The sequence below is a fragment of the Odoribacter splanchnicus DSM 20712 genome, assembly GCF_000190535.1.
Taxonomy (GTDB): domain Bacteria; phylum Bacteroidota; class Bacteroidia; order Bacteroidales; family Marinifilaceae; genus Odoribacter; species Odoribacter splanchnicus.
Genome location: NC_015160.1, coordinates 2074542 through 2088263 on the forward strand (window position 1 = coordinate 2074542; position 13722 = coordinate 2088263).

At 42.9% G+C, this 13722-nt stretch carries 15 protein-coding genes; 10 read left to right on the forward strand and 5 right to left on the reverse strand.

Translation table 11 applies throughout. The features are described from left to right. Positions 1 to 46 precede the first annotated feature (46 nt). Entirely contained in the window at positions 47 to 451 is a 405-nt protein-coding gene (locus ODOSP_RS08650) for an HsmA family protein (RefSeq protein ID WP_013611956.1), read from the reverse strand. A gap of 62 nt (positions 452 to 513) precedes the next feature. Then, positions 514 to 912 (reverse strand): hypothetical protein, encoded by a 399-nt coding sequence (locus tag ODOSP_RS08655; RefSeq protein ID WP_041556599.1) that lies wholly within the window; start codon positions 910 to 912, stop codon positions 514 to 516. Positions 913 to 1133: 221 nt separating this feature from the next. Between ODOSP_RS08655 and rbr the strand changes: the two genes are divergently transcribed. The 7 genes from rbr (at position 1134) to ODOSP_RS08690 (ending at position 8149) form a co-directional block, all read left to right on the forward strand. After that, on the forward strand, positions 1134 to 1706 hold the full coding sequence (rbr, locus tag ODOSP_RS08660; RefSeq protein WP_013611958.1) for a rubrerythrin: 573 nt from the start codon (positions 1134 to 1136) through the stop codon (positions 1704 to 1706). Positions 1707 to 1879: 173 nt separating this feature from the next. Further along, positions 1880 to 3298 carry an MFS transporter gene (locus ODOSP_RS08665; protein WP_013611959.1) on the forward strand — a complete coding sequence of 473 codons (1419 nt, stop codon included), beginning with the start codon at positions 1880 to 1882 and terminating at the stop codon, positions 3296 to 3298. Between the two features lie 92 nt (positions 3299 to 3390). Further along, positions 3391 to 4338, forward strand: coding sequence for an NAD(P)H-dependent flavin oxidoreductase (locus tag ODOSP_RS08670; RefSeq protein WP_013611960.1), 948 nt, complete (start codon positions 3391 to 3393; stop codon positions 4336 to 4338). 30 nt (positions 4339 to 4368) lie between these two features. Next, the gene (locus ODOSP_RS08675; protein ID WP_013611961.1) at positions 4369 to 5607 is read left to right on the forward strand and encodes a M16 family metallopeptidase; all 1239 of its coding nucleotides are present in this window, start codon (positions 4369 to 4371) and stop codon (positions 5605 to 5607) included. A gap of 40 nt (positions 5608 to 5647) precedes the next feature. After that, complete coding sequence (locus ODOSP_RS08680; protein WP_013611962.1) at positions 5648 to 6928, forward strand: M16 family metallopeptidase; 1281 nt, start codon at positions 5648 to 5650, stop codon at positions 6926 to 6928. Between the two features lie 102 nt (positions 6929 to 7030). Then, positions 7031 to 7558 carry a DUF4251 domain-containing protein gene (locus ODOSP_RS08685; RefSeq protein WP_013611963.1) on the forward strand — a complete coding sequence of 176 codons (528 nt, stop codon included), beginning with the start codon at positions 7031 to 7033 and terminating at the stop codon, positions 7556 to 7558. Positions 7559 to 7627: 69 nt separating this feature from the next. Continuing rightward, entirely contained in the window at positions 7628 to 8149 is a 522-nt protein-coding gene (locus tag ODOSP_RS08690; protein ID WP_013611964.1) for a DUF4251 domain-containing protein, read from the forward strand. Positions 8150 to 8463: 314 nt separating this feature from the next. Here the strand turns inward: ODOSP_RS08690 and ODOSP_RS08695 are convergent, their stop codons facing one another. Then, complete coding sequence (locus ODOSP_RS08695) at positions 8464 to 9069, reverse strand: NAD(P)H-dependent oxidoreductase (protein ID WP_013611965.1); 606 nt, start codon at positions 9067 to 9069, stop codon at positions 8464 to 8466. Between the two features lie 293 nt (positions 9070 to 9362). Here ODOSP_RS08695 and ODOSP_RS08700 point away from each other — a divergent pair, with 293 nt between their 5' ends. Both ODOSP_RS08700 and ODOSP_RS08705 read left to right on the forward strand, forming a co-directional pair. Then, positions 9363 to 10262, forward strand: coding sequence for a DUF2156 domain-containing protein (locus ODOSP_RS08700; RefSeq protein WP_013611966.1), 900 nt, complete (start codon positions 9363 to 9365; stop codon positions 10260 to 10262). A 19-nt stretch (positions 10263 to 10281) separates the two neighbouring features. After that, a complete protein-coding gene (locus ODOSP_RS08705) occupies positions 10282 to 11352 on the forward strand; it encodes a GNAT family N-acetyltransferase (protein ID WP_041556603.1) in 1071 nt (356 codons plus the stop codon). Between the two features lie 2 nt (positions 11353 to 11354). On the opposite strand, the gene ODOSP_RS08710 is transcribed toward ODOSP_RS08705, so the two are convergent. Then, entirely contained in the window at positions 11355 to 12455 is a 1101-nt protein-coding gene (locus tag ODOSP_RS08710; protein ID WP_013611968.1) for an energy transducer TonB, read from the reverse strand. Continuing rightward, positions 12448 to 13020 (reverse strand): RNA polymerase sigma factor, encoded by a 573-nt coding sequence (locus tag ODOSP_RS08715; protein ID WP_013611969.1) that lies wholly within the window; start codon positions 13018 to 13020, stop codon positions 12448 to 12450. The genes ODOSP_RS08710 and ODOSP_RS08715 overlap by 8 nt, the downstream gene beginning before the upstream one ends. 401 nt (positions 13021 to 13421) lie before the next feature. Here ODOSP_RS08715 and ODOSP_RS08725 point away from each other — a divergent pair, with 401 nt between their 5' ends. After that, a complete protein-coding gene (locus tag ODOSP_RS08725; RefSeq protein WP_013611971.1) occupies positions 13422 to 13679 on the forward strand; it encodes a hypothetical protein in 258 nt (85 codons plus the stop codon). Positions 13680 to 13722 lie beyond the last annotated feature (43 nt).

Genomic DNA, 13722 nt, shown 5'->3' on the forward strand with positions numbered 1-13722 from the left:
CAGCGTTCTTTCTTCCTAATCAAGTTTGAAGGACCGCTGATCATTTTTATATCTTCGCCGTCATTCCCAGATAAACCCCGATAAAATAAGGAATCAGCCATACCCACCAAACAATGACACTGAAACGGCTGAAATTGCGTTTCGCCCGGGCGGAACCTTTCCGAAATGTCCAGAAAGCCCACAACGCATGAATCGCCATTAGAAACACGGCAATACTACCTAAAACAGCATGTAAACGGTTGTCCTGACCGGTAAGCCGTACCAGCTCTGCCATAAAAGCAGTACCGACAAAATCACACACCAAACCTAATCCAAAAGCAGTCACGTGCCACCCTTTCAAACGCCCCTGTATACGTTCACTCCATACCCCTACGGAATAAAAGATCAAAGCCATTGAAATAATAACGATCGCAGCCAACAAAAACTCATCATCATACGTTGTCAATCCCATGTCATTTGTATTTACTTATAACAAATACGCACAAACCGACAAACATGTTTCTGACAATCCAACTAACTTTTATACTCATAAGTCGTCAGCCATTGCTTCAATTCAGTGGTCCGGTTCATCCGGTCCATAGAAAATTCCTGACTACGGATATCGATGACCTCGTATAATTCGATGATCTTCCGATAGAGGATCGCCTGAATCCCGGCATCTGTCAGCCTCCGGGCATCCCGGTAAATCAATTCGGTCAACATTTCCAATTTATAGATCGGATCGTCTGCAAAAAAAGTCGTGATCTCTTCGGTATCGGCCTGGATAAACCAATCCCGGTCTTTGTTGAAATAAGAAGCATACATTCCGGCATAAGGCGACTCGTCGTTCATCTGGCGCTTACCGTCCCGGACATCGTCCAATTCCTCGAAGAAAGTCTTTATAACTGTGGCTATCAAATCTCTTGCTAACATAGTGGTTTCGAGTTGCTGAATTTTAGGTAAAGATATAAGCTTTCGATTAAAAACGATAGTTTTAAAGAAAAAATTTATCTGCCTGATTCTTTGCATCCAACTATTTTCTTTATAAATAATCTCTATAAATTTATAAAAATAAAGTATTTGTTTATTATTTTTATATGCGTTAAAATTGCAGTATAAAAGTGCGATACTAAATCATTTTAATCAATAAGACTATGAGTATTAAAGGAACGAAAACCGAACAAAATCTGTTAAAATCATTTGCCGGAGAGTCACAGGCCCGGAGCCGTTATACTTTTTTTGCCAGTGTAGCTAAAAAAGAAGGTTATGAACAAATCGCCGGTGTTTTCATGGAAACTGCCGAGCAGGAAAAAGAGCACGCGAAGAAATTCTTCAAATACCTCGAGGGAGGAATGGTAGAAATTACCGCCAGTTATCCGGCCGGTATAATCAGTACGACAGCTGAAAATCTGAAAGCAGCCGCCGATGGAGAGAATGAAGAATGGGCAGATCTGTACCCGGAATTTGCTCAAATAGCACAGGAAGAAGGTTTCCCGCAAATCGCCAATACTTTCCGTCAGATTGCAAAGGTCGAAGCCGAACACGAAGCTCGCTACCGCAAACTACTGGAACGGGTAGAAACCGGTAAAGTTTTCGAACGGGATGAAGAGATCGAATGGCAATGCCGTAATTGCGGATACGTATTGAAAGGCAAGAAAGCTCCGATGAAATGCCCGGCATGCGAACATCCTCAGGCTTATTTCGAACCGAAAAAAAATAATTATTAAGAATTTAACAAAACAATGTAAATTATATTAACCCGGCAGCGCTATTTACCGGAAAATATCAAATTTATATCGTTTGCAAGCCAAAAAGAGTCGTTAAAAACGGCTCTTTTTTATTTATTTCTTATAACTTTGGCGGCATCGTGGGGATTATATTTTAATCTAAATAAAAAACTATGACTGAAAAAATTTACAAACTTTTGAAAGACTCTCCTGCTATGCGCTGGACAGCCTTGGTATTATTAGCCTCGGCGATGTTCTTTGCCTACATGTTCGTAGACATCTTATCACCTCTACAGGCCATGCTGCAAGAAACAAAAGGCTGGGACCCGGCAGCCTACGGGACCTATCAGGGAAGTGAAACCTTTTTGAATGTATTTGTTTTCTTCCTGATCTTTGCCGGTATTATCCTGGATAAAATCGGAGTACGTAACACCGCCTTACTATCCGGCGCCTTGATGGTAATCGGTGCTTACCTCAAATACTGGGCCGTATCCGACGGTTTCACCGGAGGGGCTACCGATGAATATCTCAAAAATTTCTGGAATTTCTTCCCTTTCTATGAAGGCATGCCTTCTTCGGCTAAAATGGCTGCTTTAGGCTTTATGATCTTCGGTTGTGGGGTAGAAATGGCAGGTATAACCGTATCGAAAGGTATCGTCAAATGGTTTAAAGGTAAAGAAATGGCTTTGGCGATGGGACTGGAAATGGCTATCGCCCGTATCGGTGTTGCAGCAGCCGTACTGATCTCTCCGGCAATCGCCAATATGGGAGGTGTAAAAGATGTGTCCCGCTCTGTTTTATTCTGTGTCATCCTATTGCTCATCGGTTTTATTGCTTTCTGTGTCTATTTTGTCATGGACAAAAAACTGGAAAAACAAATGGGAGAAAGTGGAGAAGAACCGGAAGAACCCTTCCAAATCAAGGACCTGGGATTGATTTTTTCCAGTAAAGTATTCTGGATCGTCGCCTTACTGTGCGTGTTATATTATTCCGCGATTTTCCCATTCCAGAAATATGCCATCAATATGTTGCAATGTAATCTGGATTTTACAGCCGAAAAAGCAGGTATGATCTTTTCTGTATTTCCCTTAGGAGCGGCAGCCATTACACCGCTATTAGGTAACTTCCTGGATCGTAAAGGGAAAGGTGCTTCGATGTTAATCTACGGAGCTTTTCTGATGATTATCTGTCATCTGGCTTTTGCCCTGGCCTTACCGGCTTTAAAAGGCAGTATTGCCGGGCCGATCGTCGCTTTCACCTCTATCGTGCTGTTAGGAATTTCTTTCTCTCTGGTACCGGCTGCGTTATGGCCCAGTGTTCCCAAATTGGTAGACAACCGTCTATTGGGTTCTGCTTATGCCGTGATATTCTGGATTCAGAATATCGGTTTATTCGCTTTCCCGATGATCATCGGGAAAGTATTGGCAGCAGTAAACCCCGGTATCGAAGATCCGTTGCAATATAACTACACCGTTCCGATGCTGATTTTCGCCAGCCTCGGCGTATTCGCACTGTTCCTGGGTCTGTGGTTAAAAGCAGAGGACAAGAAAAAAGGATATGGTTTGGAATTACCCAATATCAAGAAAGATTAGAAATAAGAAATGATAAATCAGATAACGGGAATTACGATGTAATTCCCGTTATTTTTTGTAAATTTGTTGAATAGTTGCAAAACAAGTAAATGATGAATAGAATCACTCAATTATTCGGTATCGAATATCCCATCATCCAGGGAGGAATGGTATGGTGCAGTGGCTGGCGGCTGGCTTCGGCCGTAAGTAATAACGGAGGTCTCGGTTTATTAGGCGCCGGCTCGATGCATTGCGATACGTTAACGGAGCATATCCGCAAGATGAAAGAGGCCACTGACCGCCCATGGGGGGTAAATGTGCCGTTACTTTATCCGGAAATCGATAAACTCATGGGAATACTAGCGGACGAACAGGTAAAGATCGTGTTCACTTCTGCCGGTAGCCCTAAAAAATGGACTTCTTTTTTGAAATCTCACGGTATGACGGTCGTTCACGTCGTCAGCAGCGCCTCATTCGCTCAAAAATGTGAAGAAGCCGGATGTGATGCCATAGTTGCCGAAGGCTTCGAAGCAGGAGGACATAACGGACGGGAAGAAACCAGTACGCTGACTCTGATCCCGAACGTCGCTGCTCATTGCCGCCTTCCGCTGATCGCTGCAGGGGGTATCGCTTCCGGTAAAGCAATGCTGGCCGCCATGATCTTGGGAGCCGAAGGGGTACAGATCGGAAGCCGGTTCGCCGTAGCTACCGAATCGTCCGCTCATCCGAATTTCAAACAGCAGGTGTGGAAAACTCCTGAAGGAGGGACGATGCTGGCCCTGAAAAAAATAGCCCCAACCCGATTGATTAAAAATGAATTTTACGAACAAGTCAAAACACTGGAAGACCAAGGAGCAGACTCCGATACCCTGAAAGAGCTGCTGGGCAAAGGAAGAGCTAAACAAGGGATCTTCGAAGGCAATCTGGCAGAAGGCGAACTCGAAATAGGACAAATCGCTTCGATGCTCAAGGGCGAAGAAAGTGTTGCCGAGATCATGCAGGACTTGCTCCGGGATTATAACCAAAGTATAAACCGATGCAGCAATTCAGTCTCCTTCTGACTTCCGGCAAAATAAAAATAATGATATACTATGATCCAATTTTCCCGTCATATTCTCGATAATGGCCTGACAGTTATTTGCCATACCGACAAAAGTACCCCTTTCGTCTCGGTAAACGTACTTTATAAGGTCGGTTCACGCAATGAACAAGCGGACAAAACCGGTTTCGCCCATTTATTCGAACACCTGATGTTCAGCGGTTCCACTCATATCGAAGACTATGACAAACATGTGCAGCTGGCCGGAGGAGAAAGCAATGCCTACACGACCAATGACCTGACCAACTATTACATCACCATACCTGCCTCGAATATCGAGACAGCTCTTTGGCTGGAATCCGACCGTATGGCAGGTTTGAACCTTTCGCCATCTTCCCTGGATATACAAAAACACGTCGTTATCGAAGAATTTAAACAACGCTATCTGAATAATCCTTACGGAGACCTATGGCTGAAGCTGCGTCCCCTGGCTTACAAAGTGCACCCTTATCGATGGGCTACGATCGGAGTATCGCCGGAACATATAGAAAGGGCAACTCTGGAAGATGTCGGGGCTTTTTTCCGGCAATTCTATGCACCCGACAACGCAATCGTCAGCATCTGCGGTAATATCGCAGAAGACAAGGCTTTAGAGTTGGTAAAAAAATGGTTCGGCGACATTCCACCAGCCCACGGACCGGTTAGTCACATCCCTGCCGAACCCCGGCAAACAGAGGAACGCCGTTCGATCGTCCCGGATAACAATGTGCCGGCAGACGCTATTTATAAGGTATTTCACATGGGTGGACGGGATAGCGACGATTTTTATGCCTGTGATATCATCTCCGACATTTTATCCAACGGGCAATCTTCACGTCTCTACGTCAACCTGATCAAAAACCAACGTTTATTTTCCGGTATAGACGCCTATGTCTCGGGCGACCGGGATCCGGGATTATTCATTTTCAGTGGTAAACTATCCGAAGGTATCGACATCCGTCAGGCAGAAGCGGCAATAGACCAGGAAATCGAGCATTTTATAAAGGATGAAATTACCGTTCGGGAGGTGGAAAAAATCATCCATAAAACCGAAGCCCGCATCTCTTATAGTGAAATCAGCTATCAAAGTAAAGCCAGCAATCTAGCCTTTTTCGAGTTTCTAGGAGACGTCGACCTGATCAATACAGAAGGTAAACGTTATAACGATATTACGGTCGACAAAATCAAAACTACTGCCAGGGAACTATTCCGAAAAGAAAATTGTTCTACCCTTTGGTATCTGAAAAAATAACTGTTTTCACGACAGAAAAAGATAATCTAAAACCAAGCCTATGATGCCCAACCGAAATATAGCCCCAAGAATAACTCCGCTATCCACTCCGAGTCTCCTGCCCTACCAATGCCTGATATTGGCCAACGGAACAGAAATCTTTTACCTGAACGATCCATTACAGGAAGTTTTTAAAATCGACGTTGTCTTCGAGGCCGGAATCTATTATCAATCCCAACCCCTGGTTGCCTCGACTACAGTCAATATGCTGAACGAAGGCACATTGCACCATTCAGCAGAAGCAATCGCCGACCAGTTCGACTATTACGGGGCCTATGTGGATTTCAGTTGTGGCCTGAATAAAACCGAAGTAAGCCTGCTTTCCCTGAATAAATATGCCACAGAAACATTGACCATGCTGGCAGAAATCATTACAGAAAGTAATATTCCGGACAAAGAACTCGAGATATACCTGACGAATAAACGCCAGGAATACTTGGTCAACCTGGAAAAAACCAGCTATCTGGCCAAACAAAAATTTTCCGCCCTGATCTTCGGGGAAGATCATCCCTATGCCAACCGGATCGAGGAAAGTGATTATCAACGAATCACCGTTTCCCTCATCCGCGATTTTTATCACCGGTATTATCAAGCCGGACAATTCCGGATTTTTATTTGTGGTCATGTAAACGAAGGACTGTTAAATACGGTAACCCGTTTATTCGGAAATCTTCCCATTCCGTCCCCCGGGAATATTTCAAAAAAACTACCGTTTCATGCAGCTCAACCAGGCCGTTATCATGTATCCAAAGAAAACTGTGTCCAATCCAGCATCCGCATCGGTAAATCCAGTGTACGGCTGACAGACGACGATTATGCCGGTTATATGCTTTTGAACACAATTTTGGGTGGTTATTTCGGCTCACGCCTGATGTCGAATATCCGGGAAGAAAAAGGATATACTTACGGGATCGGCTCTTTCAATGTCTCTCTGCCCCAAAGAAGTTATTGGAGTATCACCACCGAAGTCAATAACGAATATACAGAAGCAACGATCGAGGAAATCTTTAAAGAAATACACAAACTCCGGACAGAAACAGTGCCTGCCGAAGAACTGAATCTGGTGAAAAATTATTTATACGGCGATTTACTCCGTGAATTAGACGGGGTATTCGCTCAAAGCGATTCCTTAAAACATAAACTGAATTACGGTTTGGACAATAGCTTTTATATCGGGATCATTGAAAAAATCAGACAATGCACCCCCGAAGCGATACTGGAATTGGCCGACAAATATTGGAACCCTGAAGAGATGTATATCGTCACTGCCGGACAACCTTAACCTACCCGGTAAGGGACAGGAGATCGGCCGGAAGATGGAAATACATGATTCGTTTGGTATAGTTTTTGTTTTCTAATTATCAAACAACTAAATAATAAGACCATGAAAAAACTTATTTTTATTTCGTTATTATTCTCTATTCTGTCCCTCTCTGTTTCCGCACAGAAACCCACCAAGGCAGAAAAAGCAGCGCAACTGGAACAAGAATTTCAGCAGACCCGGCAATTGATTGAAAGCAATCATTTCCAATTCGAACTCAACCGGGTATATCCCCAGGATGGCCAAGATCTCAGCCGTTTCAATCCCAGAGGTAAGTTCGTTATTACCGACTCGGTCGCTAAAGGTACCCTTCCCTTTTTCGGCCGGGCTTATTCCCTTCCCTACGGTGAAGGCGGAGGCATTGAATTCGACGGGGTGATGAAGGACCAATCCCTGAAAATCGAACACAAAAAGAAAAGAAAAATCCTGATTTACCGTTTTTCTATCACCGCCAAAAACGATACATACCAGATTTCCATGGAAATTTCAGGAGGTGGGAATTGCTCGGTAAACCTGAACAGCAACAATCGGGCACAAATTTCCTATTCCGGGACCGTCAGTCCGGTTAAAGACGAAACAGGAAAGTCGTAAAAATCGTTCCCCGGACAGTGCAACCCGATATCGGAATTACCGTACAACTGAGAAATAAATCTTTATGGTATGGTAAAATTCTTTTTCACCGGTTTGCTCTTCTGGGGTATCTTTCTCTCCCCGATAACCCAAAACAACCAACGAATCACCAATTTCGGCATTATAAAAGAAAAAGTCGACAGCAATCGGTTCAAAATGCAATATACGATTGCAACGACTCATCACACTTTTTATCTACAACCAACCACTCCCTACAGTGACCAAAATATACGGATCGCTCAAGACAGTGCATTCGTAATTATCCGCGACAGCATCGCTACCGGATATCTACCGTATTTCGGAAGCGGCTATTCTATCCCCCAAACCGGAAACAGAGGAATCATTTTCAGTAATACGATGCAGGATTTGACCCGACAAACACGCGGAAAAGGAAGACGCCAGAGTATTTTCTATCAATTCAGCGTCGTCGGAAAAAACGATACTTATAAACTCAGCATAGATATCAGACACGACGGCACTTGTTACCTCTTCATCAACAGCCTCAAACGCAGCCCAATCTCCTACACCGGACAAATCGTGGAGCAGGAATAGAGTTGCTGGGGTAATAGAGTTGCTGAGTTACTGAGTTACTGAGTTGCTGAGTTAATTGAGTTGATTGAGTTGTTGAGTTGATAAGTTGTTGAGTTGATAAGTTGTTGAACTGATAAGTTGTTGAACTGATAAGTTATTGAGCTTCTAATGTCATGATCTACAACTATTTAGTTGTAAATATCCTCTGTAACTTTTGTTCCCCTTTAACTCTATTAACTCAACAACTCTATTAACTCAGCAACTCTATTAACTCAGCAACTCTATTAACTCAGCAACTCTATTAACTCAGCAACTCTATTAACTCAGCAACTCTATTAACTCAGCAACTTATCATAAATCAGCTTCAACACATTAACATGAGCTTCCCGTTCGCTTTTCGAAGAACCGTCTAAGTGTCCGAAAAAGCGATGTTCTGCAACTTCTATTCCACAAAATTCAAAAATTCCCTGATCGGAAGTTTGTTTCATCGATTGCAACATTCCAATCTTGTCATAATAATCATAAGGAAATCCCATGTTATTGAGGATAACGACCTTTTTACCTGCCAGGAGCCCCTGTAACTGCCCTTCCTCATCCATATTATAAGCAAATCCTTTGGTAAATACCCGGTCGATATATCCTTTCATCAGAGCAGGCATACCGGTCCACCAAATCGGATATATAAAAGTCAATAAATCAGCCCACTGGATATAATCCTGTTCTACTTTCACTTCTTCCGGAATTTGACCGTGTTTTACCGCATCGAAATCGGATTGCTCTAAAACCGGATGAAAACCGATATTATACAAATCCCGGACATTCATTGCATTTCCGGACATTTCTATCAATTCCATCACCGCCTCTTTATAAACTGCACTCAAAGATTTAGGGTTCGGATTACAATAAATAATCAAATGTTTGAGTTGTTTTTTTGCTTCCATAGTTTTCTGTATTATCACAAAACAAATAATTTCAAAGTATCTTCCTTAATTAAACGCAGACTTTCCTACCCTTGTTGCAAAACCATTTGACAAAACTCGGAAAAATAGGTTTGAAATGTAATCAGTTTGTAAAACTCTATCCACTGCTATCGTTTTATCCATTTTCCCCGTCAATCCTTCCTGAAATTTTAAAACATTTTTATACTTGAATTCGTTTGCATATAAAAATATACAGATTAAGAGCTATTTCTACTAAAAATAAAATATTTTCGCATCATAAAACAGAATAACATATGATTGATTTTAAACCGATCGCAACAACTGATAAAGAATTACTTACCTCGTTTATACTTCCTTCGGACGAACAAGACTGCGACTTTTCCTTTGCTAATTTATGCAGTTGGCATTTCATGACGGAATCCAGTTATGCCCTTATCGAGGATCATTTAGTGATTCGTTTCGTCACTTCTGAAGGCAACCATGAATATTTCATGCCTTTGGGAGAAGGAAGTCCGATTCCGGTTATCGAAGCTTTAGAGGCGTGTGCCCTCTCTGAAAACGAACCGTTGTGTTTACGGGGAGTACAACCGAAGATACAAGATAAACTGGAGCAATACTTCCCCACTTTATTCGAATATACGAGCAACCGGGATTATTTCGATTATATTTACCGTCGTCAGGATCTGGCCGAATTAAAAGGCAAGCATTATCAGCCCAAACGGAATCATGTCAATAAATTCAGGAAAGAGTACCGATACAACTATGAGCCGCTAACCCCGGACCTTATTCCGGTATGCTTACAGTTCGAATCGGAATGGTGTATGAAACACGGCTATATCGAAAACGAAAACATCCGGAACGAACGGCGTGCTTTGACTTATGCCTTACATCATTTCGAAGAACTGGATTTGACAGGCGCTGTGATCAGTGTCGACGGCAAGATTGCAGCTTTCACTTTCGGAGCCCCTATCAGCCACAACACCTTCGGGGTGCATTATGAAAAAGCAGATATCAATATCGACGGTATTTACAGTGCGATCAACCAGGAATTTGCATCACATCTACCGGAACAATACATTTACCTGAACCGTGAAGAAGATCTGGGTATTCCCGGTCTCCGCCAGGCAAAACTCTCTTATCATCCTGTATTATTACTCGAAAAGACGAAAGCCATCAAAAGACAGGCCATTTGAAAACACTAAATCCGGATAGATGAATAAAAAACAGCAAGTTATGGAATTATGGCGCCGGTGTTTTGAAGACACGGACGAATTCATTCGGTTTTACTTCGAACGAAAGTATAGCGACGCCAACTCACTGATTTACGAAGAAAACGGGAAAGCCCTGTCAGCCCTGCAAATGCTTCCTTATCCCATGCGTTGGGAAAATGTCACGGTCGATACATCTTATATCTCGGGAGCATGTACCCTACCCGATGTCCGCAACCGGGGCTTTATGACCCTGCTCCTCCAAAATGCTTTGCAGGAGATGTACGACCGCGGGATTGCCTTCAGCACCCTGATTCCGGCTGAAGATTGGTTATTCGGTTATTATGCAGGCCAAGGATATGTTACCGTCTTCGATTATGCCCTTCACACTTATACCCCTGCTAATCAAACTATACCCCATACTCTTTCACTCACTACTTCCGATCGTTTCGACGCAAACTTTGCCCGGAATTTATTTCCCTATTTCGACCAGGAGATGAGTAAAAGGAATTATTGTATCCAACATCCTTATAACGATTATATTACCATTGTCGAAGAAGCTTACCTGTCGGAAGGACAACTCTGGGCTACTTACCGCCAAAATGTACCGAGCGGTTGGGCCTTGGCTGTACCTGAAAAGGACAGGGTTTGTGTCAAAGAATTGTTATTCGACACCGAACAGGAGAAGACAGAACTCCTACAGAACATTCATGCCTTTTGGCCTGACAAGACCTTAGTTTACAAAACTCTCCCTGCAGTTTCAGGTAACATCAGTCTGGGTATGGCCCGTCTGACACATGCCCCACAAATGTTGCAATATTTTGCCCGGCTTCATCCGGAAGTCGCTTTCACGCTCAAGCTGAACGATCCTCAAGTACCGTCCAATAACGGAATATACACCATTGCCGGCGGGAATTGTATACACACAGACCAAATTTCCGGACCGATCGACAGTGAAACGGATATTCCGGTCCTCACCCAAGCCTTATTGGGATATCATCCTGATATCTTACCGGCTCCTTTAAACCGATTATTCCGGGAAGCAAGGCCCTATATGAACTTAATGTTGGATTAGACTTACTCTGTAACAGGAAGTTTGAACGGGATTGTCAATAAAATTTCCTTTTCTGTATTTTCCCATTTACCGGGATATTCTTCTACCAAACGAATTGCCTCACGGTTGCATGAGGGCGATAAACGTTGAATGAGTTTGATCCGGGCAGGTAAACCTTTTCGATTCAAGCGCACGGTCAATTGTATCTCGCCTTGCAGTTTTTCCAAACGGGCATCTTCGGGATAACGCAAAGAATCCGCTACATAACGGTTGAATTCTTTCATCCATCCGGCATGATCTATGACAACTTCTTGTCTGAATTTCCTCTCACCTGCTCCTCTGCTTTTCGTATGGACAATCCTTGTCCGACGCTCTTTACGGGTATTTTTTTCCAACATAAGGCTATCCAAGTATACAGATTTCGTTCCTACGGCATCGGCATCGTTTTTTTTCTTTTTATCTTTCTTTTGGGTATCTGCCTTAGGCAAAGTCACTGCATATCCGGTTATCGGCTGTTTCCGCCGAAGATCGGCCGGTTTCAGAACACAAGAGTCAAACGCTTGCCTAGCCGCTTCGTTTGTGACGGCCATCGCTACAGGCTCCGACAATACATCCGCACTTCCGGATTCATCGGATTCCGAATCCATATCCTCAACAGCTTGCACTTGTCGGTAAAATACTTGTTCTTTCCCAGCTATTTTCCCGATAATCTTCCGTACAGGCAGAGTTACGGTATCGGTCACACCTCGTTCATCCAGCTGTGCCGCCATCAATTGTAAACTATCCGGACGAATAATCGGTTCACTTTTATCCATTTCTGCCACGACAACTTCTTGTTGCCGAAGGGCACTCCTGTTCATCAAGATAACCGCAAGTCCCGCCAGCAACAGCAAAGAAGCCGCTGCCCCCCAGCGATATAAACGCACAGTCTTATTCCCTTCCCTTTTCTTCATTCGTTTTTGCAACTGCTGTACGATTTTCTCATGATCCGCCTTCACAGTAGTCAATCCTTCGACAGCTTCATACAAAAAAGGATCGGACAACATCTCCCGTTCGAACCGGTTAGCTCGCTTTCCGGTTCTTTCTCCCTGAAGATATTCCCATATGTCGCTTTGTCTACTCATTGGCCTTTATTCCTTTTCGTTCGAGACACAATTGCAAATTACGTTTTCCATTCTGTATAAAGCTCTTGACCATCTTCAAAGTAAAACCCGAAGTTTGCCCGATTTCTTTATAAGACAGTTCATCCATAAAAAAATAACGAATGCAAAGCCGTTGTTTCTCAGGCAAAGCTTCCATACACTCCTGTAATGCTTTCTCCTGCCGATCGGTCTCTCTGCTGTATTCAAGATTAAAGTCATCGCAAAATTCCATAAATTTTTCGTCTAATCCGACAAAATTATTTCCACTCCGCCGTCGCAATTCCATCAAGCAATAATTGCGCACACAACTATACAACCAGGCTTTAAATACCTGTATGTCGTGATGCAATACTTTTTCGAACAGCTCTTCCCAAATCTGCATCACAGCATCCTGAGCATCCGGTACATTCTTCAGATACTTCAAAGCCACGCCGTATACCAAAGGCATATAACGCTCGTACAACCCGATTAAATAGTCCGGTTTCCGAGTACGGCGATAAAAGCTCAACAACTCTGCGTCACTGTATTTATGGAGATCTTTATTCACTAGCCAACAAATGGTTTACAAAGATAAAATAAATTCATTTATATAGAGACCGAATTTTAAATTCGATTTCTCTACCCAGAAAAAGGAAACGGTTTCGTTGCTTAGCCTTCAATTCGAATCAACGACTAAAGTTTTTTAACAGGAACTGCAAATCCTCTCAACAAGAACGGAGTAAATCTCAGCAAACCGAAAATTTCTAAACAACTAAAATCCAGAATTAAATGTTTTATAAAGTCCTTGAACCCTGCGGGTGCTTTTTCAACAGTCGCTGATACGGCCGGCCGGAACCGAAGGTTCGTTAAAAAGAGACCACAGACTTTATTAAATTCCGAAAAGTCACCTAACCCTAAACCGGGTTCTAACGTTAAAACCATTGAAACGAATCAATAAATTTTAATCGTATGCAAGAAGAATACAAACCTGCCGCAATTTATTCACCGATATCTATCGGAAACTGGATTATCTCACTGATTTTGACAATGATCCCGATCGTTAATATTATCATGCTGTTTGTCTGGGCTTTCAGTAACGGTACTAATCCTACAAAAGCCAATTGGGCAAAGGCTGCATTAATACTTATTCTGGTTTGGATCATCCTGGGAATTATCTTCGGAGGATATTTTATGCGAATGTTTTACGGGAATTATCCGACATATTAAAAAGATTACAGCTAGACAGACGTCAAGCCTAAACGTTTTTTTA

Excerpts from the sequence above, each read along its gene's own strand:
- ODOSP_RS08650 (WP_013611956.1), bottom strand. The coding sequence starts at position 451 with ATGGGATTGACAACGTATGATGATGAGTTTTTGTTGGCTGCGATCGTT.
- ODOSP_RS08655 (WP_041556599.1), bottom strand. The coding sequence starts at position 912 with ATGTTAGCAAGAGATTTGATAGCCACAGTTATAAAGACTTTCTTCGAG.
- rbr (WP_013611958.1), top strand. The coding sequence starts at position 1,134 with ATGAGTATTAAAGGAACGAAAACCGAACAAAATCTGTTAAAATCATTT.
- ODOSP_RS08665 (WP_013611959.1), top strand. The coding sequence starts at position 1,880 with ATGACTGAAAAAATTTACAAACTTTTGAAAGACTCTCCTGCTATGCGC.
- ODOSP_RS08670 (WP_013611960.1), top strand. The coding sequence starts at position 3,391 with ATGAATAGAATCACTCAATTATTCGGTATCGAATATCCCATCATCCAG.
- ODOSP_RS08675 (WP_013611961.1), top strand. The coding sequence starts at position 4,369 with ATGATCCAATTTTCCCGTCATATTCTCGATAATGGCCTGACAGTTATT.
- ODOSP_RS08680 (WP_013611962.1), top strand. The coding sequence starts at position 5,648 with ATGATGCCCAACCGAAATATAGCCCCAAGAATAACTCCGCTATCCACT.
- ODOSP_RS08685 (WP_013611963.1), top strand. The coding sequence starts at position 7,031 with ATGAAAAAACTTATTTTTATTTCGTTATTATTCTCTATTCTGTCCCTC.
- ODOSP_RS08690 (WP_013611964.1), top strand. The coding sequence starts at position 7,628 with ATGGTAAAATTCTTTTTCACCGGTTTGCTCTTCTGGGGTATCTTTCTC.
- ODOSP_RS08695 (WP_013611965.1), bottom strand. The coding sequence starts at position 9,069 with ATGGAAGCAAAAAAACAACTCAAACATTTGATTATTTATTGTAATCCG.
- ODOSP_RS08700 (WP_013611966.1), top strand. The coding sequence starts at position 9,363 with ATGATTGATTTTAAACCGATCGCAACAACTGATAAAGAATTACTTACC.
- ODOSP_RS08705 (WP_041556603.1), top strand. The coding sequence starts at position 10,282 with ATGAATAAAAAACAGCAAGTTATGGAATTATGGCGCCGGTGTTTTGAA.
- ODOSP_RS08710 (WP_013611968.1), bottom strand. The coding sequence starts at position 12,455 with ATGAGTAGACAAAGCGACATATGGGAATATCTTCAGGGAGAAAGAACC.
- ODOSP_RS08725 (WP_013611971.1), top strand. The coding sequence starts at position 13,422 with ATGCAAGAAGAATACAAACCTGCCGCAATTTATTCACCGATATCTATC.